This window comes from Beduini sp. (assembly GCF_047239305.1).
Taxonomy (GTDB): domain Bacteria; phylum Bacillota_I; class Bacilli_A; order Erysipelotrichales; family Coprobacillaceae; genus Beduini.
In genome coordinates this window covers 714,303-736,239 of sequence record NZ_JBKTEM010000001.1, presented here as the reverse complement: position 1 = coordinate 736,239, position 21,937 = coordinate 714,303, and the positions used below count along the sequence as shown (strand labels likewise).

23 protein-coding genes and 1 tRNA gene are annotated in these 21,937 nt (G+C 37.4%); 22 read left to right on the top strand and 2 right to left on the bottom strand.

Translation table 11 applies throughout. The annotated features are described in order from the left end of the window. Positions 1-29: 29 nt before the first annotated feature. Positions 30-116: transfer RNA gene (locus ACLRVU_RS03740), tRNA-Leu, on the bottom strand. A gap of 127 nt (positions 117-243) precedes the next feature. On the opposite strand from ACLRVU_RS03740, the gene metA reads away from it, so the two are divergent. Next, the gene (gene metA / locus ACLRVU_RS03735; protein WP_412890760.1) at positions 244-1,185 is read left to right on the top strand and encodes a homoserine O-acetyltransferase MetA; all 942 of its coding nucleotides are present in this window, start codon (positions 244-246) and stop codon (positions 1,183-1,185) included. Between the two features lie 23 nt (positions 1,186-1,208). Here metA and pepV read toward each other — a convergent pair whose 3' ends face one another. Further along, the gene (gene pepV, locus ACLRVU_RS03730; protein ID WP_412890759.1) at positions 1,209-2,576 is read right to left on the bottom strand and encodes a dipeptidase PepV; all 1,368 of its coding nucleotides are present in this window, start codon (positions 2,574-2,576) and stop codon (positions 1,209-1,211) included. A 127-nt stretch (positions 2,577-2,703) separates the two neighbouring features. On the opposite strand from pepV, the gene ACLRVU_RS03725 reads away from it, so the two are divergent. From ACLRVU_RS03725 to ACLRVU_RS03625, 21 genes are all read left to right on the top strand, one after another. Continuing rightward, positions 2,704-4,851 (top strand): Tex family protein, encoded by a 2,148-nt coding sequence (locus ACLRVU_RS03725; protein ID WP_412890758.1) that lies wholly within the window; start codon positions 2,704-2,706, stop codon positions 4,849-4,851. A gap of 88 nt (positions 4,852-4,939) precedes the next feature. Continuing rightward, on the top strand, positions 4,940-5,212 hold the full coding sequence (gene rpsP, locus ACLRVU_RS03720; protein WP_041139076.1) for a 30S ribosomal protein S16: 273 nt from the start codon (positions 4,940-4,942) through the stop codon (positions 5,210-5,212). A gap of 2 nt (positions 5,213-5,214) precedes the next feature. Next, positions 5,215-5,463, top strand: a complete 249-nt coding sequence (locus ACLRVU_RS03715; RefSeq protein ID WP_147549253.1) for a KH domain-containing protein — start codon at positions 5,215-5,217, stop codon at positions 5,461-5,463. A gap of 35 nt (positions 5,464-5,498) precedes the next feature. Continuing rightward, positions 5,499-5,999: a ribosome maturation factor RimM gene (gene rimM / locus ACLRVU_RS03710; protein WP_412890757.1), complete on the top strand. Its 501-nt coding sequence runs from the start codon at positions 5,499-5,501 to the stop codon at positions 5,997-5,999. Between the two features lies 1 nt (position 6,000). Further along, positions 6,001-6,726 carry a tRNA (guanosine(37)-N1)-methyltransferase TrmD gene (gene trmD, locus ACLRVU_RS03705; protein ID WP_412890756.1) on the top strand — a complete coding sequence of 242 codons (726 nt, stop codon included), beginning with the start codon at positions 6,001-6,003 and terminating at the stop codon, positions 6,724-6,726. Positions 6,727-6,829: 103 nt separating this feature from the next. Further along, complete coding sequence (gene rplS / locus ACLRVU_RS03700; RefSeq protein WP_041139079.1) at positions 6,830-7,180, top strand: 50S ribosomal protein L19; 351 nt, start codon at positions 6,830-6,832, stop codon at positions 7,178-7,180. A gap of 62 nt (positions 7,181-7,242) precedes the next feature. Continuing rightward, positions 7,243-7,800, top strand: a complete 558-nt coding sequence (lepB, locus tag ACLRVU_RS03695; protein ID WP_412890755.1) for a signal peptidase I — start codon at positions 7,243-7,245, stop codon at positions 7,798-7,800. A gap of 14 nt (positions 7,801-7,814) precedes the next feature. Next, positions 7,815-8,687 (top strand): ribosome biogenesis GTPase YlqF, encoded by an 873-nt coding sequence (gene ylqF / locus ACLRVU_RS03690; RefSeq protein WP_412890754.1) that lies wholly within the window; start codon positions 7,815-7,817, stop codon positions 8,685-8,687. Next, entirely contained in the window at positions 8,671-9,297 is a 627-nt protein-coding gene (locus tag ACLRVU_RS03685; protein ID WP_412890753.1) for a ribonuclease HII, read from the top strand. The genes ylqF and ACLRVU_RS03685 overlap by 17 nt, the downstream gene beginning before the upstream one ends. Positions 9,298-9,354: 57 nt before the next feature. Then, positions 9,355-10,101: a DNA-processing protein DprA gene (dprA, locus tag ACLRVU_RS03680; protein WP_412890752.1), complete on the top strand. Its 747-nt coding sequence runs from the start codon at positions 9,355-9,357 to the stop codon at positions 10,099-10,101. 69 nt (positions 10,102-10,170) lie between these two features. Continuing rightward, positions 10,171-12,273 (top strand): type I DNA topoisomerase, encoded by a 2,103-nt coding sequence (gene topA / locus ACLRVU_RS03675; RefSeq protein WP_412890751.1) that lies wholly within the window; start codon positions 10,171-10,173, stop codon positions 12,271-12,273. 52 nt (positions 12,274-12,325) lie between these two features. Next, positions 12,326-13,636 (top strand): methylenetetrahydrofolate--tRNA-(uracil(54)-C(5))-methyltransferase (FADH(2)-oxidizing) TrmFO, encoded by a 1,311-nt coding sequence (gene trmFO / locus ACLRVU_RS03670; protein WP_412890750.1) that lies wholly within the window; start codon positions 12,326-12,328, stop codon positions 13,634-13,636. After that, positions 13,620-14,546, top strand: a complete 927-nt coding sequence (gene xerA, locus ACLRVU_RS03665; protein WP_412890749.1) for a site-specific tyrosine recombinase/integron integrase — start codon at positions 13,620-13,622, stop codon at positions 14,544-14,546. The genes trmFO and xerA overlap by 17 nt, the downstream gene beginning before the upstream one ends. Positions 14,547-14,678: 132 nt before the next feature. Further along, positions 14,679-15,554 (top strand): 30S ribosomal protein S2, encoded by an 876-nt coding sequence (rpsB, locus tag ACLRVU_RS03660; RefSeq protein WP_147549235.1) that lies wholly within the window; start codon positions 14,679-14,681, stop codon positions 15,552-15,554. Positions 15,555-15,621: 67 nt separating this feature from the next. Continuing rightward, positions 15,622-16,509 carry a translation elongation factor Ts gene (gene tsf, locus ACLRVU_RS03655; protein ID WP_412890748.1) on the top strand — a complete coding sequence of 296 codons (888 nt, stop codon included), beginning with the start codon at positions 15,622-15,624 and terminating at the stop codon, positions 16,507-16,509. A 287-nt stretch (positions 16,510-16,796) separates the two neighbouring features. Continuing rightward, positions 16,797-17,513: a UMP kinase gene (gene pyrH, locus ACLRVU_RS03650; protein WP_147549231.1), complete on the top strand. Its 717-nt coding sequence runs from the start codon at positions 16,797-16,799 to the stop codon at positions 17,511-17,513. A 1-nt stretch (position 17,514) separates the two neighbouring features. Next, a complete protein-coding gene (gene frr, locus ACLRVU_RS03645) occupies positions 17,515-18,063 on the top strand; it encodes a ribosome recycling factor (protein ID WP_147549229.1) in 549 nt (182 codons plus the stop codon). Positions 18,064-18,140: 77 nt separating this feature from the next. Continuing rightward, positions 18,141-18,887, top strand: a complete 747-nt coding sequence (locus tag ACLRVU_RS03640; RefSeq protein WP_412890747.1) for an isoprenyl transferase — start codon at positions 18,141-18,143, stop codon at positions 18,885-18,887. Beyond that, positions 18,887-19,669 carry a phosphatidate cytidylyltransferase gene (locus ACLRVU_RS03635; RefSeq protein WP_412890746.1) on the top strand — a complete coding sequence of 261 codons (783 nt, stop codon included), beginning with the start codon at positions 18,887-18,889 and terminating at the stop codon, positions 19,667-19,669. Before ACLRVU_RS03640 ends, ACLRVU_RS03635 begins: the two co-directional genes overlap by 1 nt. Positions 19,670-19,679: 10 nt before the next feature. Continuing rightward, positions 19,680-20,831, top strand: coding sequence for a 1-deoxy-D-xylulose-5-phosphate reductoisomerase (locus tag ACLRVU_RS03630; protein ID WP_412890745.1), 1,152 nt, complete (start codon positions 19,680-19,682; stop codon positions 20,829-20,831). Continuing rightward, complete coding sequence (locus ACLRVU_RS03625; protein ID WP_412890744.1) at positions 20,831-21,919, top strand: M50 family metallopeptidase; 1,089 nt, start codon at positions 20,831-20,833, stop codon at positions 21,917-21,919. The genes ACLRVU_RS03630 and ACLRVU_RS03625 overlap by 1 nt, the downstream gene beginning before the upstream one ends. The last annotated feature ends 18 nt before the right edge of the window (positions 21,920-21,937 follow it).

Here is a 21,937-nt window from a genome sequence, read left to right as displayed (position 1 = left end):
AGAAGCTAAAGGCTTCTTAAATCGTATATTGGTGCAACTGACAAGACTTGAACTTGCACGAACGAATGTTCATAAGTCCCTCAAACTTACGTGTATACCAATTCCACCACAGTTGCAATACATAAAATTTATATCATATTCTTATAAAATATGCAATGTTTTTAAGTCAAGTTGATTGATTTTTTATTGAATTGACTAGGGGTTAATGATATAGTTACTTTAGCTAAAAGAAAGGATGATACGATGCCTATTAGAATACCTGATGCCTTACCGGCTAAAAAAATACTGGAAAGTGAAAACATCTTTGTTATGCCGACTTCCAGAGCGGATTCACAGCATATCCGTCCTTTAAAACTTATTGTTTTGAATATTATGCCGACAAAAATAGTGACTGAGACACAATTGCTGCGCATGCTGTCAAATACGCCGCTGCAGATTGATGTAGACTGGATTCATATGAAGAGTCATGAATCAAAAAACACCTCTCAGGAGCATTTATTAGCCTTTTATCATACGTTTGATGAAATTAAGGAAAATAAGTATGATGGTATGATTATTACAGGTGCTCCGGTGGAAAAACTCTCTTTTGAAGAAGTTGATTATTGGGAAGAGTTTACTCAAATTTTGGAGTGGTCTAAAACCAATGTATTCAGCACTTTTTATATCTGTTGGGCAGCTCAGGCGGCACTTCATTACTTTTATGGCATCAATAAGTATCGCTTAGATAAAAAACTGTCGGGAGTATATGACCATGAAACGAATGTTAAAAAGATGAAACGTAAAATCCTGCGTGGATTTGATTTTCAGTTTTATGCACCCCATTCACGCTATACGACTTTATTAGAAAAAGATATCCTAAAATTTGATGATTTAGATATCTTGGCTTCTTCAAAGGAAGCAGGACCTTACTTAATCGGTTCTGTTAACGGTTCAAGATTTTTTGTGACCGGACACCCCGAATATGATCCGGAAACCTTACATAATGAATATGTCCGTGATGTCAATAAAGGATTGAATCCTGATATTCCTATGAATTATTATAAAGATAATGACTGTCATAAAACAATTCAGGTAAAATGGCGTTCTCATGCTTATTTACTTTTTAGTAACTGGCTGAACTATTATGTTTATCAGCAAACCCCATACGATCTGAATATGGTCGGAGATAAATCACATATGAAATAAAAGAAGGCGCATCTGCGCCTTTTCTATTTGATTAAATTATATAATGCATTGGCATAAATCAAAACTGCCAATTTTAGTTCGTCAATGTCCACAAATTCATTGTTTTGGTGGATTTGGTTATCGGTACCGGGGAATTCCGGTCCAAAAGCGACACAGTTTGGCATTGTCTTGGCATATGTGCCTCCGCCAATGGCTTGTGGTTTAGCTTCTTGGTCACCTGTACAGTCCACATAAGCCTGATGCAGTCCCTGAATCAATTCTGAATTAGGATCAACAAACAAATGAGAGCCAATGTGATGCTCTTCATTAAATCCGTAAGGATCAATAGCCTGATGCATACATACCAGCATTTTATCGCTGTCTAATTCATGAGGACAACGCAGGTCTAAATAAATATTAAGCTTGGAATTTTCATAATGCACAATACCTACACTTAATGTTAATGGTCCCATCTGACCGGTGAAGCCAAATCCCAGCTTTTTGGCGTAGTAATCATCTGTAAAGTATTTTGCGATAAAATCAACGACCGGATTTGAAATAATGGTATTTAAAAATTCTGAAAGTAAGACAACTGCGTTACGTCCTAAATGCGGTAAAGATGCGTGGCTTGATTTTCCGGTCAATTCAATTGTCGTTGTCGCAACGTCTGATTGAATCGTACCCGTCAATTGTTTATCACTTAAAAATTGCTGGAAAGCCTGTTCATACTGTTGTTTTGTTCCTTTTAAAACGGCTGTGGCTTTTTCAGGAACAATGTTGACAACACTGCCGGCATGAAGAGAAATTAATACATCTTCTTGAACGTGTCCGCTGATATGAAATTGAACGCCTTTTTTTTCACCATAAACAACTGGGAAGTTGGCATCAGGAGTAAATCCCATATTTGGGAAAGGTTCTTTTGTAAAATAGTATTTCATACATTTTGATCCGGATTCTTCATTGCAACCAAAAATAATACGCATCTTTTTACGTGTTTCTAACCCACTTTTTTCAATGATCTTAGCGGCATAGTAAGCAGCAAGCAACGGTCCTTTGTCATCGCTGGTTCCACGGCCAAAATATTTATTGCCGACCTGAGTCAATTCAAATGGAGGAGTTGCCCATCCGCTTTCATTCACCGGCACAACATCCAGATGTCCTAATACGGCTACGACTTCATCACCGCTGCCAATATCGATATGACCGGCGTAGCCATCGACATCCTTGGTTGCATAACCGTCACGCTGACCGATTGCCAGCATCTTATCTAGGACGTCTCGGTTTGCTTTTCCAAATGGCTGATTTTCCCTCGCTGTTGTTTCATCAAGAACAGAGTTTACTGAAACTAAATCAGCCATATCTTTGATTAATTGATCGAACTGATCATCAATCGCTTTTTTAAAATCTATCATATTATCACCTCTTGATGATTATTGTATCATAAATTAAATGAAAATATTAAAAAAGTTTGAAGATGTCAAGACTTGTATTCAGGATAAGAGAATGCTATGATTTTAAGGCAAGAAAGGAAGTTGTGAAATGGATAAACAAGTCATAGAACAAGTTGCAAAAACATTAGAGATCACGAAAAATCAGGTTGAAAAAGTATTGACTTTACTAGAAGAAGGAAATACTGTTCCTTTTATTGCGCGTTATCGTAAAGAGGTAACCGGTGCATTAAATGAAGATCAGATCAGAGAAATTGAAAAAATATATGAGTATGGCATCAGTTTAAATAAGCGTAAGGAAGATATCATTCGTTTGATTGATGAAAAGGGAATGCTGGATGAAACATTGAAGGCAGATATCCTAAAATGTGAAAAGCTAAGTGAATTAGAAGATATTTATCGCCCTTTCAAAGAAAAAAAGAAGACCCGTGCGATTATGGCGAAGGCAAATGGCTTGGAGCCGTTAAGTCAGTGGCTGTTATCTTTGCCTAAAAGCGGGGATGTGATGGCAGAGGCAAAGAAGTATATAAATGAAAATGTTGTGGATGAGCAGGCGGCTATCGATGGCGCTAAAGATATCATTGCAGAAAATATGGCAGATCAAGTCAAATATCGTAAATATGTAAAGGATATGTTGTATAAGACAGGTGTCATTATAACCAAAGAAAAGAAAAAACATACCGATGAAAACAAAACGTATGAAATGTATTATCAATTCAGTGAACGGTTAAAATACATTGTTCCTCACCGTATTTTAGCAATTAACCGTGCAGAAAATGAAAAAGTTATCAGTGTCTCATTTGATTATGATAAGGAACGTTTTTTAGATTATATTCTTTATGGATTTATCCGCAATAAGGAAACAATCGCAAAAGAAGTGATTAAAGAAGCTATTGAAGATGGATTTAAACGCTTGTTGTATCCTTCGATCGAAAGAGAAATTCGTAGTGAGCTGACTGAAAAGGCAGAATTGCAGGCATTAGAAGTATTCTCAATCAATTTAGAAAAATTATTAATGCAGCCGCCGTTAAAAGATAAAACGATCTTAGGTGTCGATCCGGCTTTTAGAACGGGATGCAAACTGGCAGTTATTGATCCAACCGGAAAGGTATTGACGATTGATAAGATTTACCCGACTTTGCCAAAAGCAGATTATTCTCATGATATACGCAAAGTCGTAAAACTGGTAAAACAGTATCAAGTTGAAGTAATTGCGATTGGAAATGGGACAGCCAGCCGTGAAACAGAGGCTTTTATCGCCAAAGTAATCAAAGAAGAAAATCTGAATGTGGCTTATGTTATTGTGTCGGAAGCAGGGGCTTCTGTATACAGTGCCAGCAAAGTGGCAAAAGAAGAATTTCCTGATTATCAGGTAGAGGAACGTTCAGCGGTTTCTATTGCCAGAAGGCTTCAGGATCCTTTGGCAGAATTGGTGAAAATCGAACCAAAGGCAATCAGTGTCGGACAGTATCAGCATGATATGAATCAAAAGCGTTTAGGGGAGCAGTTGGAGTTTGTCGTTACAAAATCTGTAAACCAAGTAGGCGTTAATATTAATACGGCTTCGCCTTCCTTACTGCAATATGTTTCCGGATGCTCAGCGACAATCGCTAAAAATATTGTCACCTATCGTGAAAAAATCGGTCGTTTTAATGATCGCAAGCAGATTCAGGAAGTGCCTAAATTAGGTCCAAAATCCTACATGCAGGCGATTGGCTTTCTGCGTATTTTAGATGGAATCAATCCACTGGATCAGACCGCTATTCACCCGGAAAGCTATGAAGCTACGCAGCGTTTGCTGAACGATTTAGGATTCACGGTTCAGCAGATCGGAACTAAGGAATTAAATGACTGTTTAAAGCAGCTGGATCTTAATGAGTTAGCTGATAAACTAAAGATTGATATGTATACATTGGAAGATATTATTGATTGTTTGAAAAGCCCATTGAGAACACCGAGGGATCATTATCAAAGTGCTATCTTAAAAAAAGATATTTTAAATATTGATGATCTGTCTGTAGGATTGGAATTGCAGGGAACAGTCAGAAATGTAGTCGATTTTGGAGCGTTTGTGGATATCGGATTGAAGAATGACGGACTGGTTCATATCTCTAAAATGGCGAAAACAAGAGTGAGACATCCATTAGATAAAGTCAATGTAGGCGATATTATTACAGTTTGGGTAGACAGTGTAGACACAGCTAAGAAAAAAGTAGCATTAACGATGATCCATCCATAAAATTTATGCTGTTAAGTAAAAATACTTGACAGAAGAAAATAATATGGTATTATGTACCAGTAAACATTTAATATAAAGGAGAAAATACATGGCAGTAAAATTAAGATTAAAACGTATGGGAGCTAAAAAAGCACCATTTTATAGAATCGTAGCAGCAGATTCAAGATCACCTAGAGATGGTCGTTTCATTGAACAATTAGGAACTTATGATCCAACTAAAAATCCAGCACAAGTAACGATTAATGAAGAAGCTGTAATGAAATGGTTAAACGTTGGAGCTCAGCCTTCAGATACAGTTAAAAACTTATTATCAAAAGCTGGAATCATCAAAAAATTCGCTGACGCAAAAGCTGGAAAATAATGATGGACTACGTAAAAATCTTACACGATATTTGTGTGGATTTGGTCGATGATAAAGAACATCTTAAAGTAAAAGAAATGCCTTCTTTAGAAGAAAATGAGATCGTTTTATATGTCTATGCAACGCACGATGATATTGCAAAACTGATCGGTAAAAAAGGGGCAATGGCAAGCGCCATCAGACAGTTAATGTCGGTCACTGGCGTTTTGTCAGAAAAGAAAGTAACGATTAAGTTTGAATCATATGAATAGATGTGTTCTCACATCTATTTTTTAATGGAGGAACAATGGAACAATTATATATCGGAAAAGTGGTAGGAACCCATGGCATTAAAGGGGAAGTTAAAATTAAATCTGTTTCATCGTTTGCAGCGGAACGATTTAAAAAAGGAAAGAAAATTACTCTTACAAAAGGCGCAGAGACACTGACGTTAGAATGCCTTCGTCACCGTCAGCATAAGGGTGTGGAGTTAGTGACATTTAAAGACCATGAAGATATTAATCTGGTTGAAAAGTATCGAGACTATGAAATATACGGAGATTATGATCCGAATCTATTGGGAGAAGATGAATACTTCTATCAGGATTTGATTGACTGCAAGGTATATAATCAGCATGAAGAGTACATGGGAATAGTGACTTCCATTATGGAGAATCCCCGTTATGATATTTTAGTTGTGAAAAAGGAAGATGGGACACAGCTGCTGATTCCTTATATTGAGGCTTTCATTTTGGAAGAAAAAATCAGTGAGAAGTATATCCGTTTCAATCAGTTGGAAGGTATGTAGTATGAAAATTGATATTTTATCTTTGTTTCCGGAAATGTTTGAGGGCTTTTTAAAAACGTCTATCATTTCAAGAGCGATTGAAAGTGGCGTTGTTTCTGTTGAAATCCACGATTTTCGCGAGTATGCAGAGAACAAACATAAGAAAGTAGACGATTATCCTTATGGCGGTGGGCAAGGCATGGTTCTGCAATGCCAGCCTGTAATTGATTGTTTAAAAGCAATCCAGACAAAGGAAAGTCTTACTATTTTAATGTGTCCAACCGGACAGCAGTTTAAGCAGGCAGTTGCTGCTAAGCTATCACGCTGCTCCCATTTAATTATTATTTGCGGACATTATGAAGGCTATGATGAACGTATTCGCGATTATTGCGATATGGAGCTTTCAATCGGTGATTACGTCCTGACTGGCGGTGAACTGGGAAGCATGGTAGTAAGTGATGCTGTGATTCGTCTGTTAGATGGTGCGATTACACAAGAAAGTCATCAGGACGATAGTTTTTCTAATGGCTTACTGGAATTTCCGCAATATACACGCCCTATGGTTTATGATGAAAAAAGCGTGCCGGATGTTTTACTTAGCGGTCATCATGAAAATATTCGCCGCTGGCGTTTATATCAGTCATTAAAAAAAACATGGGAACGTCGTCCCGATCTTTTAGAAAACAGAGTATTGGATAAAGAAGAAGCCGCTTTATTAGAGAAAATTAAAAATAATGTTGATTTATAAAAGGAAAAGTGCTAATATATTAAAGTCTTTGTGGACTACAGAAGTTCCGCTGGTTATAAACGTATGAACTTTGAAGAAAAAATTTGATAAAAGGAGAAATAAGATGAACTTAAGATTAGTTGAAGAAATCACTAAAAAACAATTAAGAACTGACATCCCTCAATTTAAACCAGGGGATACTGTAAAAGTTTATGTAAAGATTAAAGAAGGGGAAAAGCACCGTATTCAGTTATTTGAAGGTGTATGTATCGCTCGTAACGGCGGAGGAATTTCTGAAACATTTACAGTAAGAAAAATCTCTTACCAAGTTGGAGTTGAAAGAATTTTCCCAATTCATTCACCAATCATCGATCGTATCGAGGTTGTTAAAGTGGGTAAAGTACGTAGAGCTAAATTACATTACTTACGTGGATTATCTGGTAAAGCGGCTAGAATTAAAGAACTTAGAAAATAATTTTAATGGGGCATATGGAAATATGCCTCCTTTTTCTTTATAATAAGGAAAGAGGTGAAAGTATGAAAGATAAAAAATCAACGGCACGCAGTGTCGTCATCTATATAATTGAGTTACTTGCAATCATCGTGGCTTCACAGCTTGTTTTTACTAAAGTGATTCGCCCGGTATCGATTATCGGATCCTCGATGTATCCGACAGTAGCGGATCAGGATATTGCACTAATCAATGTGATTGGTTTAAAAGAGAGTGAACTCAAACGTTTTGATGTGGTGATCATTGACTGGAAACAAAATAATGAAAATATTATTAAACGACTGATTGGGTTTCCCGGAGACCATATTAAGTTTGTAAACGATGAGCTTTATATTAATGGCGTTCTTTATGAAGAAGATTATCTGGATCGTGATTATGTTGCCCGGGCAAAAGCTTCAAGAGGAGTGAGTCAGTTTACGGCTGATTTTGAATATATTGTACCAGAAGGACAATACTTTGTATTAGGTGACAATCGTCTGAATTCAGCGGATTCACGTACGATTGGATGTTTTAGCTTCAATGATTTTATTGGAAAAGAAGGGGTTGTGATTTACCCGTTCAATCATTTTAATTGGATTAAATAAGGAGGAAAACGAAAATGAGTATACAATGGTTTCCAGGTCATATGGCAAAAGCTAGACGTGAAATAGAGGAACGTTTAAAAATAATTGATATCGTAATTGAGCTGGTGGATGGACGTGCTCCTTTTGCTTCTAAGAATCCAATGTTTGATGATATTATTAAAAATAAGCCGCGTTTGATTGTCATTACTAAAAAAGATTTAGCTGATCAAAAAAGAGTCGATCAATGGATGAAATATTATCGATCATTAGGCTATCTTGCGATCAGTGTTAATCTAAAGAACTTCAATGATTATAAGACCATTATTCAGCTTTGTCAGGAAGCGTTGAAAGTAAAAATGGAAAAAGAGCGTGCCCGCGGACTTAAGCCAAGGCCGGTTCGGGCAATGGTGGTCGGTATCCCGAATGTTGGGAAATCCACCTTTATTAATCGTTTAGCTTCACGGAAAGCGACAATTACCGGAAATCGTCCGGGAGTAACGAAAGCTCAACAGATAATTCGTGTTAATAATGATTTTGAATTGTTTGATACACCGGGGGTATTGTGGCCTAAGTTTGAAAATGAAACAGTGGCTCGTAACATCGCTTTAATCGGATCGATTAAAAGTACAATTCTGCCATTGGATGAATTGATCATCTATGCCTTGCAATACTTAGAAAAGCATTATCCCGGCAGTTTAAATGAGCGTTATCAAATGGGGACAATTGATTTTGACGGGGAGTGGATTGAAGATACCTTTACTAAAATTGCGGCAAGCCGACATTTGAAAAAAATCAATGGGGAAACCGATTATGACCGTGTCATTGAGATTGTCTTGAAAGATCTGCTGGATGCTGCGATTGCGAAAGTAACATGGGAGGTTATAGAAGATTATGGCTTCCATGCGTGATTATGAAAATGCCTGCATCCAAAAAGGACAGCTGATTATTGCCGGGTGTGATGAAGCCGGACGAGGTCCGATTGCCGGACCGCTGGTTGTCGCAGCTTGTGTGCTGCCTAATGATTTTAATGATGACCGCATCAATGATTCAAAAAAGTTAACGGAGAAAAAACGAGAGCTGTTGTATGATGTGATTATTGAGCATGCCCTTGACTATAAAATTATGATTTATGATGAAAAAGCAGTTGATGAACTCAATGTTTACCAAGCCAGCAAGTTAGGAATGGAAGAAGGGGTTCGTGGGTTGGAACTCAAAGTGGATGCAGTGTTAAGCGATGCGATGCCGCTGAATCTGGGTATTCCTGTGCAATCCATTATTAAAGGGGACGCTAAATCGATTACGATCGCTGCTGCCAGCATTCTTGCGAAGGTGACACGTGACCGCATCATGCGTGATTATGATGAATTATATCCTGAATATGGCTTTAAAAATCATAAAGGTTATCCGACTAAAAAACATAAAGAAGCGGTATTTGAATATGGTGTTCTGCCTATCCATCGCCGAACTTTTGAACCGATAAAAAGCATATTACATAAGCAGATTTCTTTAGATGTATAAAGAAATCTTTTTTAGTATTCTCACTTTTAAAAAGGTATAGGTAAGTGAGGTGAAAAGATGGAAGAACAACTCCTTTATTATGCGATTAAATATCAAGGAAATTTTAATCAGATCTATAAAGCCGTTACTAAAAATGAACCGATCAATAAAAATGAACTTACTAAAATGAAAGATGCTTTAACATGCTCTTATACCACGATCCTCAGCAAGGATTATCCTACGCGCCTTAAAGAGATCGATTCGCCGCCGTTCGTTCTATTTTATTACGGAGATCTTTCTCTTTGCAATCGTGATTGCATCAGCATGGTAGGCATGCGGGCGTGCAGTGACTATGGAAGAAAAATGGCTTTATCCATCAGCTTTAATTTAGCGAAGAAAGGAAAAGTTATCGTGAGCGGTATGGCAAAAGGCATCGATGCATATAGTCATTTAGGAGCGATGAAAGGGCAGGGGAAAACAATCGCTGTTTTAGGCAGCGGCATTGATTACTGCTACCCAAAAGAAAATCTGTCTCTCTATCAATTGCTGAAGGGAGAGCATTTAGTTATAAGTGAATATCCGGGAGCAATGATTCCTAAAAAAGAATGCTTCCCGATACGCAATCGGATCGTTGCGGGATTAGGAGAGAAGCTGATTGTCGTTGAAGCAAAACAGCGTTCTGGAACAATGATTACAGTGAATTTTTCCTTGAATCAGGGGAAGGATATTTATTGTGTTCCTAATCGCATTGGGGAGTATGACGGCTGTAATCGATTGATCAGTCAAGGGGCTGACATTTTAGTTGATGTCGAAGATTTGTTTTAATATTTTTGTTGACAATTTATAAAAAAAGTGTAATAAATGGATAAGTATGTAAGAAAGGAAGGAATAAACATGAAAAAGAAATTGGTGATTGTGGAATCCCCTTCTAAATCTAAAACGATAGAAAAGTATTTGGGGAGTGATTATGCAGTAACTTCCTCAAAAGGACATATAAGAGATTTATCTACTTCTGGAAAAGACGGATTAGGAGTCGACGTTGAAAATGAATTTGAGCCTAAATACGTTATCAGTAAAGATAAAAAAGATGTTGTGAAAGATTTGAAAAAAGCAGTCAAAGATTCAGACTTTGTTTATCTGGCTACCGATCCTGACCGTGAGGGAGAAGCTATTTCATGGCATTTAGCCGAAGTATTAGGCTTAGATGAAACACTGGAAAACCGTATTGTTTTTAATGAAGTTACAAAGGATGCGGTGGTGGATGCGTTAAATCATCCTCGCAAGATCGATACGAATTTAGTAAAATCACAGGAAACACGTCGTGTGCTTGATCGTATTATTGGTTTTAAACTCTCAAAACTGCTTCAAAAAAAGATTAAATCCAAATCGGCTGGACGTGTGCAATCCGTCGCATTACGTTTGATTGTTGAAAAAGAACGTGAAATCGATGCGTTTAAACCAGAAGAATACTGGCATATTAATGCAAAGTTCTTGAAAGATGAAATTGAATTCAGCGGAGAACTTGCGAAATACAAGAATAAAAAGATTGAAATTCATAATGTGGAAGAAGCGAATTCTATCTATGAACGTTTAAATAAAGAATTTATTGTCAGCAGTGTTAAAAAGACAAAACGAAATCGTGATTCCAAGCCGCCGTTTACAACGTCGACATTGCAGCAGGCTGCTTCTTCACAATTAGGCTTCAGTGCGAAGAAAACAATGTCGATTGCTCAGAAGCTTTATGAAGGGATCGACTTGAAAAGTGAAACTGTCGGGTTGATTACCTATATGCGTACCGATTCCATTCGTTTATCAGACAGCTTTGTTCAAGATGCTGATCAGTATATTGAAAACGTTTATGGTAAAAAGTATGTAGGGAAAAGAAAAGTATCGAAGAAAAAAGAAAATGTTCAGGATGCGCATGAGGGGATTCGTCCTACCAGCGTTGAAAGATCACCGGAATCTGTAAAAGAACATTTATCTAATGATGAATTCCGTCTGTATAAATTGATCTACAGTCGTGCAGTGGCTTCTTTGATGGCACCAGCGGTATTTGATGCCACTTCTGTCAGCTTAGATAACAACGGTTACGAATTCAAAGTAACCGGATCGGTAATTAAGTTTGATGGGTATCTTCGACTTTACAGTGATTATGATAAATCAGAAGATATGCTGTTGCCGGAATTGATTGAAACTGAAACTTTGATTTCTCAAGATATTCAAAAAACACAGCACTTTACTAAACCGCCGGCTCGCTACAGTGAAGCTAAGCTGATTAAAACCCTTGAAGAATTGGGGATTGGACGTCCTAGCACTTATGCCAGCATCATTGATACGATTCAAACGAGAGGCTATGTCAGCTATGAGGATAAGAAGTTCTCACCAACAGAATCAGGGTATCTGACAAGTGATAAATTAACGGAATATTTTGATTCTATCATCAATGTAGAATATACTGCTGATATGGAACATGAGCTGGATGAGATTTCAGAAGGAAAAGATAATTATGTATCTGCTTTAAGATCTTTCTGTACGCAGTTTGATCCATTGCTTGAAAAAGCCTATGAAAATATGGAAAAAATCGAAGATAAGAAAACAGGAGAGCTGTGTCCGGAATGCGGACATGACTTAGTGGAAAGAAAAGGGCGCTACGGAACCTTTGTAGCCTGCAGTAATTTCCCGACTTGCCGCTATATTAAAAAACCGGAGCAGCAAGTAGAAGAAACGGGCGAAATGTGTCCGGAATGCGGAAGTCCGATGATTTATAAGCAGGGACGCTTTGGACGCTTTGAAGCCTGCAGCAACTATCCGGCCTGCAAACATATCAAGAAAAAAGAAAAAAGCACCGCAGCTTCAGCGAAGAAGAAAAGTGAGCCGGTGATTGTCGAAGGTGAGAAATGTCCGAACTGCGGAGGAGAAGTGGTTTTGAAAAAAGGACGTTATGGTGAATTTAAAGCCTGTATCAACTATCCGAAATGTAAAACGATCATTAAATAATAAGGCTATTCGTTTAACGTTTAGCCTTTCTTTAGCTTAGAAGGAGGAACTTATGGAACAGAAAGTAAATGTCATTGGCGCCGGATTAGCCGGCTGTGAAGCCACCTATCAATTGATTAAAGAAGGGATTCCGGTTCGTTTATATGAAATGCGTCCAATCAAATCAACGGAAGCGCATCAAACAGAAAACTTTGCTGAATTAGTATGCTCAAATTCACTGCGTGCCGATGGCTTAGGGAATGCCGTTGGCGTATTAAAGCAGGAGATGGAGATGATGGACAGCATTATTATCCGTTTCGCAAGAGCTCATGCGGTACCGGCCGGGGGATCCCTGGCGGTGGACCGTCATGGCTTTTCGAGTGCCGTAACAGAATATATAAAAAATCATCCTTTAGTAGAAGTGATTCATGAAGAAGTAACAGAGATTCCAAAAGGACCAACGATCATTGCCAGCGGACCACTGACTTCTCAGCCATTAAGTGAAGCGATTAAGAGCTTGCTGGGTGATGATTATTTCTATTTCTTTGATGCCGCTGCTCCGATCGTTACTAAGGAAAGCATTGACTTTACGAAAGCTTACTATAAATCACGCTATGATAAAGGAGAAGCGGAATATATCAACTGTCCTATGGATAAGGAACAGTTTGAGAGCTTCTATGATGCTTTGATTCATGCAGAAGTAGTGAAACCAAAGGATTTTGAAGAAAAGTTCTTTGAAGGCTGCATGCCGTTTGAAGAAATGGCTCGCCGCGGAAATCAGACGCTACTGTTTGGTCCCATGAAACCGGTTGGCTTAGAAACACCGGACGAAAAGCGCCCTTATGCTGTTGTTCAGCTACGCCAGGATAATGCGAATGCCAGTCTGTATAATATTGTCGGATTCCAGACTCATCTGACTTGGCCGGAACAAAAACGCATCCTACAGATGATTCCGGGTTTAGAAAACTGTCAAATTGTGCGCTATGGAGTGATGCATCGCAATTCTTTTATCTGTTCGCCGCTTCATTTACGACAAACTTATCAGTATCGTCTGCGTGATGATCTGTTCTTTGCCGGACAACTGACGGGAGTAGAAGGCTATGTGGAATCTGCCAGCAGCGGAATTGTGGCAGGGAAAAATATGGTAAGACTGCTTCAGAAAAAAACATTGATTACATTTGATCCGCGTACGATTACGGGTGCTTTGGCTTATTATATCACCCATAGTGACTCTCAGAATTTCCAACCGATGAAGGCTAATTTCGGAATCGTTCCAGATTTGGAAACTAAAGTAAAAAAGAAAGAAAAAAAGGCAGCTTATGCGGCGCGTGCGATTAAGATCATGAAGGAACAATTAGGTAAAGACGATGAAAGAATGGATTGATCATTATCTAAATTATTTAACGAATCTTAAACAGTATTCTAAATTAACGATTAAGACCTATTCCAACGATATTGAACAGTTTTATCTTTACTGCAAAAAAGAGGCCTTCGACAGTTTTGATCAGATCACCTATCCTCATGTTCGCGGGTATATTGTTTATCTGCATGACCATGATCTGTCTAATTTATCGATTCGTCATCATATCAGTGTGCTGCGCTGCTTTTTTGCTTACCTGCTGGAAAATGATATCATTCAAGTAAATCCATTTGCTTTAGTGTCTCAGCCGAAAATCACAAAAAAAATGCCGGAGTTTCTTTACTATGATGAATTTGAAGCGCTGATCGACAGTATTGATCTTTCTAAACCATTAGGAAAACGCAATCAGATGATCATTGAATTAATGTATGCCACCGGGTTAAGAGTCAGTGAAGCGATCAATGTTAAACTGACAGACATTGATTTTGATCAGGGACTGATCGTGGTAAAAGGAAAGGGAGGAAAGACACGCTATGTCCCGTTTAATCCGATCTGTCAGCAGTATATGGAAGAATACATAGAAGATACGCGTAAAGAATTGATGGAAAAGAAAAACGAAGATCATCCATACTTATTTGTGAATCAATACGGTGGCAAAATAACAGAACGCGGCGTTTATGACATGTTGGAAAAAGTGTCTTTAAATTCTCCTTTAAAAAAGAAGGTGCATCCGCATATGCTGCGCCATACTTTTGCTACACATTTACTGGATCAGGGAGCGGATATCCGTATTGTCCAGGAGATGATGGGACATGCTGATTTATCTTCTACCCAAATTTATACGCATGTCACTATGGATAAATTGAAAAAAACATATATGTCTGCACATCCTTTAGCGAATAAAAGCCCATTAAAAGGGAAAGATAAAGATTGACAGATTCACTATTTTATAATATAATCAACGAGGTATTAAAAAAATACACACATCATGGATTCGACTATCGAGTGCCGAAAGGTGATAGGAGTTAGAAGTGGTGGAGGAAAAAAACAAAAGGAGGAAGTTACTATGTCTGTAATTTCAATGAAAAAATTACTTGAAGTTGGTGTTCATTTCGGACATCAAACAAAAAGATGGAACCCAAAAATGGCACCTTACATCTTTACATCAAGAAACGGGATTTACATCATCGATTTGCAAAAATCATCTAAGAAAATTGATGAAGCTTACAAAGCAATGGGTGAAATCGCTGCTAAAGGTGGAAAAGTACTGTTCGTAGGTACTAAAAAACAAGCTCAAGAAGCAGTAAGAGAAGAATCATTAAGATCTGAATCTTTCTATGTAAACAGCAGATGGTTAGGTGGAACTTTAACAAACTTCAAAACTATCCAAAAAAGAATCAGAAGATTAAAAGAATTAGAAAAAATGGAAGCTGACGGAACTTTTGAAGTATTACCTAAAAAAGAAGTCATCTTACTTAAAAAAGAAGCCGCTAAGTTAGAAAAGAACTTAGGTGGTATTAAAGAAATGAAAAAATTACCAAACGCTTTATTCGTTGTTGATCCAAAAGCTGAACACAACGCAGTAGCGGAAGCAAGAATCTTAGGTATTCCTGTATTTGGTATTGTTGATACAAACTGTGATCCTGATGAAGTGGATTACGTAATCCCAGCAAATGATGATGCCATCAGAGCAGTTAAATTAATTATTGCAGCTATGGCTGATGCAATCTGTGAAGCAAAAGGTGAACCTTTAACAGTCGCTTACGTTAAAGATGAAGATGATAAAGAAGTATCAATGAATGATGCGATCACTTCAGTAGAAAATAACGAAAGAAGAAAACCTCGTTATAGAGATGATCGTCCAAGACGTCCTAGATACGATAACAGAAATAATGACAGAACTGTGAGTGCAACAAGCCCTGAAAAAAAAGTCAGTGAATAGTCAGCGAAGGGAAAAGTAATCACTACTTTTCCTTTTTTATTAAAAATAAAATGGAGGATAAAATAAAATGGCAATTAGTGCAGCATTAGTAAAAGAATTACGTGAAAAAACAGGTGCAGGGATGATGGACTGCAAAAAAGCTTTAGAAACTTGCGAAGGTGATATCGAAAAAGCTTTCGACTGGTTAAGAGAAAAAGGAATTGCAAAAGCAGCTAAAAAAGCAGATCGTATTGCAGCTGAAGGATTAACTGCATTTGTAATTGATGGAGATAAAGCTGCTTTAGTAGAAGTAAACTCAGAAACTGACTTTGTCGCAAAAAATAAAGAATTCCAAGATTTAGTTGCTTTATGTGCAGATTTAATGGTAAAAAATGCGCCGGCTGATTTAGATGCAGCTTTAAAAATCGATGTTGATGGTAAACCATTAGAAATCGTGATCGCTGAAGCATCTGGAAAAATCGGAGAAAAATTAAGCTTGAGAAGATTTGCTGTGATGAACAAAAACAGTGATGAAGTATTCGGAGCTTACAGTCATATGGGTGGTAAAATGAGCGCTATCGTTAAAATTAACGGTGCTAACGAAGAAATGGCTAAAGATGTTGCAATGCATGTTGCCGCTCAATCACCAAAATACATCGATAGAACAGCTATTCCTACAGAAGAATTAGCACATGAAAGAGAAGTATTATTAGCTCAGGCATTAGAAGAAAATGCACAAGCGGCTAAACCAAAACCAGAAAATATTATCGAAAAAATGGTAGAAGGTCGTTTAAACAAAAACTTAAAAGATATCTGTTTAGTTGACCAAGAATTCATCAAAAACCCTGATGTTACAATCGCTCAATACATCGGTAACGGAAAAGTTGTAGAAATGGCACGCTTCCAAGTAGGTGAAGGAATCGAAAAGAAAGAAGAAAACTTTGCTGAAGAAGTAGCAAAACAAATGGGAAAATAATGATTCCACATAAACTGTGATAGATGTTTATCTATCGCAGTTTTTTTAATGCCAAATGGGAATAATAGCGATTGTTATCTTGCTCATTCCTGCCTAAAAAATAGTTGCAACACTAAATTAAATTGGGTATAATTAAAAAGGTTAGGAAGATGACGTATAAGTGGCAAATCAGCCGCGATTATCCTAAAATTCCTAATTAAGACTTAAAATCGAAACGATTTGGGTATAATGATAAAGATAAAAAGATGTGAGTCCAAATATTGGAAAAAGAAAGGATACTACATAAAATGAAATACAATCGAGTACTATTGAAATTGAGCGGAGAAGCTTTAGCCGGAGAACAGAAGTTTGGAATTGACGCTAAAACAGTAGCAAAAATTGCTCAAGAAATCGTAGACGCTAAAAACAAGGGCGTTGAAATTGCCATTGTTGTTGGTGGTGGAAACATTTGGCGTGGTAAAGTAGGCAGTGAGATGGGGATGGAAAGAGCGACAGCGGATTATATGGGAATGCTGGCAACCGTTATGAATGGCTTAGCGATTCAAAATGCATTGGAAACATTAAATGTTGAAACACGTTTATTATCTGCGATTGAAATGCAGGAAATTGCTGAACCATACATTCGCAGAAGAGCCGTCAGACATTTAGAAAAAGGAAGAATCGTGATCTTTGGTGCCGGCTTAGGAAGTCCTTTCTTTACAACCGATACTACTGCGGCATTACGTGCTGCGGAAGTAGATGCCGAAGTAATTTTGATGGCTAAAAACGGAGTTGACGGTGTATACTCAGCGGATCCTAAACTTGATCCGACAGCGACACGTTTTGAACATATTACGTACTTGGATGTATTAAATAAGAATTTACAGATCATGGATCAGACAGCGATCACATTATGTAAAGATAATGATATTGATTTATGCGTCTTCAATATGCAAGAAGAAGGCAATATCGCCAGAGCTGTTACTGGTGAAGTAAACGGAACAATCATTTCAGGAGGAAAATAAGATGATTTCAATGATTAAAGAAGAATTAGTTGAAAGAATGGATAAAGCGATTGAAAGCTATGAGAGAGATTTATCAACGGTAAGAACCGGCCGCGCTAATCCAACAATGCTGGATAGAGTTCAATTTGATTATTATGGAACACCAACACCAATTAATCAAATGGCTTCCATCAGTGTGCAAGAAGGACGTCAATTGGTGATTAAACCTTATGATACTTCAACAATGAAAGATATTGAACATGCAATTTTAGAATCTGATTTGGGATTAAATCCTCAAAGTGATGGATCTGTCATTCGTTTGAATGTCCCTGCCTTAACAGAAGAAAGAAGAAAAGAATTTGTTAAGCAAGTCAAAAAATATGCAGAAAATGCAAAAGTAGCAATCAGAAATATTCGTCGTGATGCGAATGATGATATCAAGAAATTGAGTGATGTTTCAGAAGATGAAAAGAAACGCGGACAAGAGGATATTCAAAAACAAACAGATCGCTATACAAAAAAGATTGATGAAATCGCAGCCGTTAAAGAAAAAGATATTATGACCGTTTAAGATGTAGTATTTACATCTTTTTCTTTTTGTTTAAAATAAAACTATGGTATAATACCAATAACTGTGAGGTGTGGACAATGCTTTTTAAAAGAAAAGATGAAAGTAATATAGAATTAATTGATGAACTGATTCCTCAGCATATTGCGTTTATTATGGATGGTAATGGACGCTGGGCTAAAAAAAGAGGAATGCCAAGGACTTACGGGCATCATGAGGGAACGAAAAATATTCGTACTTTAGCTTTAGAGGCCAATCGTTTAGGGATTAAAGCAATGACGGTTTATGCGTTTTCAACGGAAAATTTCAAAAGGCCACAAAGTGAAGTGGATTTTATTTTTAAATTACCTAAGGAATTTTTCAAAATCTATCTAAAAGATTTCTTAGAGAACAATATTCAAGTACGTTATATCGGTCATATTGAAAAAGCACCGGAATCAACGCGAGAAGTCATTTTAGATTCTGTTGAACAAACAAAAAACAATACGGGATTAATCCTTTGTTTTGCTTTTATTTATGGATCACAAGATGAAATCATATGTGCGGTTAAAGATATTGTGAAAGACGCTAAAGAAGGTGTAGTCAGTGAAGAGGAAATTAATGAAGAACTGTTTGAAACCTATTTAATGAGTGCTGATCTTCCGCCATTGGATTATATGATTAGAACAAGCGGAGAATGCCGTCTGTCTAACTTTATGCTCTGGCAGATGGCTTACGCAGAAATGTATTTCAGTGATGTTTACTGGCCTGATTTTGGAGTTGAAGAATTATATAAGGCGTTGGATCATTATCAAAAATGTGACCGTCGTTACGGAGGCTTAAAATAATGAAGCAGCGTATTATCACCGCTTTGATCCTAATGGCAGTCGTCATTCCGGCTGCTGTCATCGGCGGAAAGATTTTTACGTTTTTGATCGGGGTAATCATGGCACTTGCGATCTATGAATTGCTAAAGATCATGCATCTTTCAACTTGGAATATCTTTTTAGATATCGTCGCCTATCTGTACGCATTTTATATTGTCTTTATTGATGATTCAATGTTTTTTGTGAGCAGTTATGCGATCGTATTGTTTGCTGTTATGTTGTTTGTATTAAGTATGGTACTGGAATGTCTGGATATTGGAAAAATTAATTTTCTATTAGGATTTACAACATTCGTCTGCATAGGACTTCATTGTATATTGAATATTCGTTTGAAATTTGGTTTTTCATCGATTCTGTTTATTGCAATTGCGACTTATGGAAGTGATACGGGAGCGTATTTTGCCGGGGTAACTTTAGGAAAGCACAAATTAATTCCTAGATTGTCTCCTAAAAAAACGATAGAGGGATCGATCGGCGGAATAGCATTAGGAACGCTTTTAGCGACAATATTCGTTTATTTTAATCCTTTAGATCTGACACTTCTGCAAAGTGCTTTTCTGGCTTTTATTTTAACGTTGACAGCTCAGGTTGGAGATCTGACATTCAGCAGTGTGAAACGATATTTTAAGATTAAAGATTTCTCAAATCTGCTGCCTGGTCATGGCGGAATTTTAGACCGTATTGATAGTCTGTTATTTAACTGTTTAGTATTTGCATTATTTGTTACTTATTTCTTATTATAAGGAGTTTTATATGAAAACATTATCTGTATTAGGTGTAACCGGTTCGATTGGCATGCAGACTGTTGATGTCGTGAAAAATCATCCTGATTTATTTCAAGTTATCGGGGTTTCTGCCGGACATAATATTAAAAAGCTGATAGAAGTCATTGAAACAGTCCACCCTAAATACGTGTGTGTGATGGATCAAAAAGATGCTCAGCAATTACAAAGTCAATATCCATCATTAACTATTTATTATGGAGATAAAGGATTAATTAAAATCGCGACTTTGGAGGAAATTAGTCTAGTATTAAATGCGGTCGTTGGATTTGTTGGTATGGTGCCGACAATAGAAGCGATTAAAAAACATAAAGATATCGCACTTGCCAATAAGGAAACATTGGTTGTGGGAGGACATATTATTACTCGTTTAGTAAAAGAATATGGGGTTCAATTATTGCCAGTCGATAGTGAACATTCCGCTATTTTTCAGTCTTTGAACGGTGAAAAACATTCTCAGATTCATAAACTGATGATTACGGCTTCAGGAGGAAGCTTTCGTGATAAAACCCGTGATGAATTAGTAGGAGTAACTAAAAAAGAAGCGCTTTGCCATCCTAATTGGTCAATGGGCGCAAAAATTACAATCGATTCTGCAACGATGTTTAATAAAGGCTTTGAAGTGATCGAGGCGAAATGGTTGTTTGATATGGATTATGATGATATTATAGTGTATATTCATCCGGAAAGTATTATTCATTCGATGGTGGAATATAATGATACTGCCATCATTGCACAACTAGGCACACCGGATATGCGTTTGCCGATCCAATATGCTTTGACTTATCCGGATCGTTTTGAAATCAGTAATGCGAAACGTTTACACTTAGATGAGATCGGGGCTCTGCATTTTAGGGAGCCGGATCTTGATCGTTATAGAGCTTTACGTCTTTCTTTTGAAGCCGGACGTAAAGGGGGAAGCATGCCTTGTGTTTTAAACGGTGCAAATGAACAAGCTGTCAGTTTGTTTTTAAATGATCAAATCGAATTCTTACAGATTGAAGAATTAGTGGAAAGTGCATTGAAAGATCATCAATGGGTCGAAGATCCGACAATTGAAGAATTGCTGGAAATCGATCATTGGGCAAGAGAACACGTCTTAGCACAAATAGGAGGAAAGTAATGCAACATATATTAATCTTTATTGTTTTTATCCTAGTATTAGGATTTATCATTACCATTCATGAATTAGGGCATTTTATTGCCGCAAAACATTTTGGTGTTTACTGTGGTCAGTTTTCAATTGGGATGGGGCCAAAACTATGGTCAAAGAAGATCGGTGAAACGAATTATGAATTAAGAGCCTTACCGATCGGTGGATTCGTTGCCATGGCTGGTGAAGCAGATCAGGAAGAAAATGAAGATATGAAAGATGTTCCTTTTGAACGTACCTTAAAAGGAATTGCAACATGGAAGCAGGTCGTTGTGTATTTGGCGGGAGTTTTCATGAATTTCTTATCTGCATTTATCATCATTGTCGCTGTATATGCGATTTCTGTACCCGTTCAAAGTAACTCTTCAACGATCGGAAAAGTAGTTGATAATTCTCCGGCGATGACAGCCGGGATTCAGGCTGAGGATACAATCAATAAAATTACCGTGGTTGACAGCGGCAAACAGTTTTTAATTGGATCTTATTCAGATTTACAAGGAGCTTTAAGTAAAAGCCAAAATAATTACAGCGGAGAAACATTAGCCTTAAAAGTAACAATTGAAAGAGATCATACAACCTTTGACTATAACGTCAATGCAACATACCGTTCAGAAACAGATAGTTATTTTCTTGGTATCTCACCTACAATGCGACGCTTGACGTTTGTGGAAAGCGTGGAATACGGTGCCAATTATTTTAAAGAGGCTTCTTTACTGGTCTTTTCAACTTTAGGAAAACTGATTACCAATTCAAAAGAAACCATTGGACAGCTGTCAGGTCCGGTTGGTATATATAATGTTGTCGGTGAAGTAACACAGTCAGGAAATTTTGCTAATGTCTTGTTATTGGTATCGATGCTGGGAATCAATATTGGGGTGTTTAATCTCCTGCCGATTCCGGGCTTAGACGGAAGTCAGGTCTTATTTGCTGTTGTTGAAAAAGCGATTGGTCGGGATATACCGGTTAAGTTCCGATATGCATTGCAGCTTGCCGGATTAGCTTTAGTGTTTGGCTTGATGATTATTGTCACAGTCAATGATATTACGCGATTATTTTAATAAGCACGGTGGTGCTTA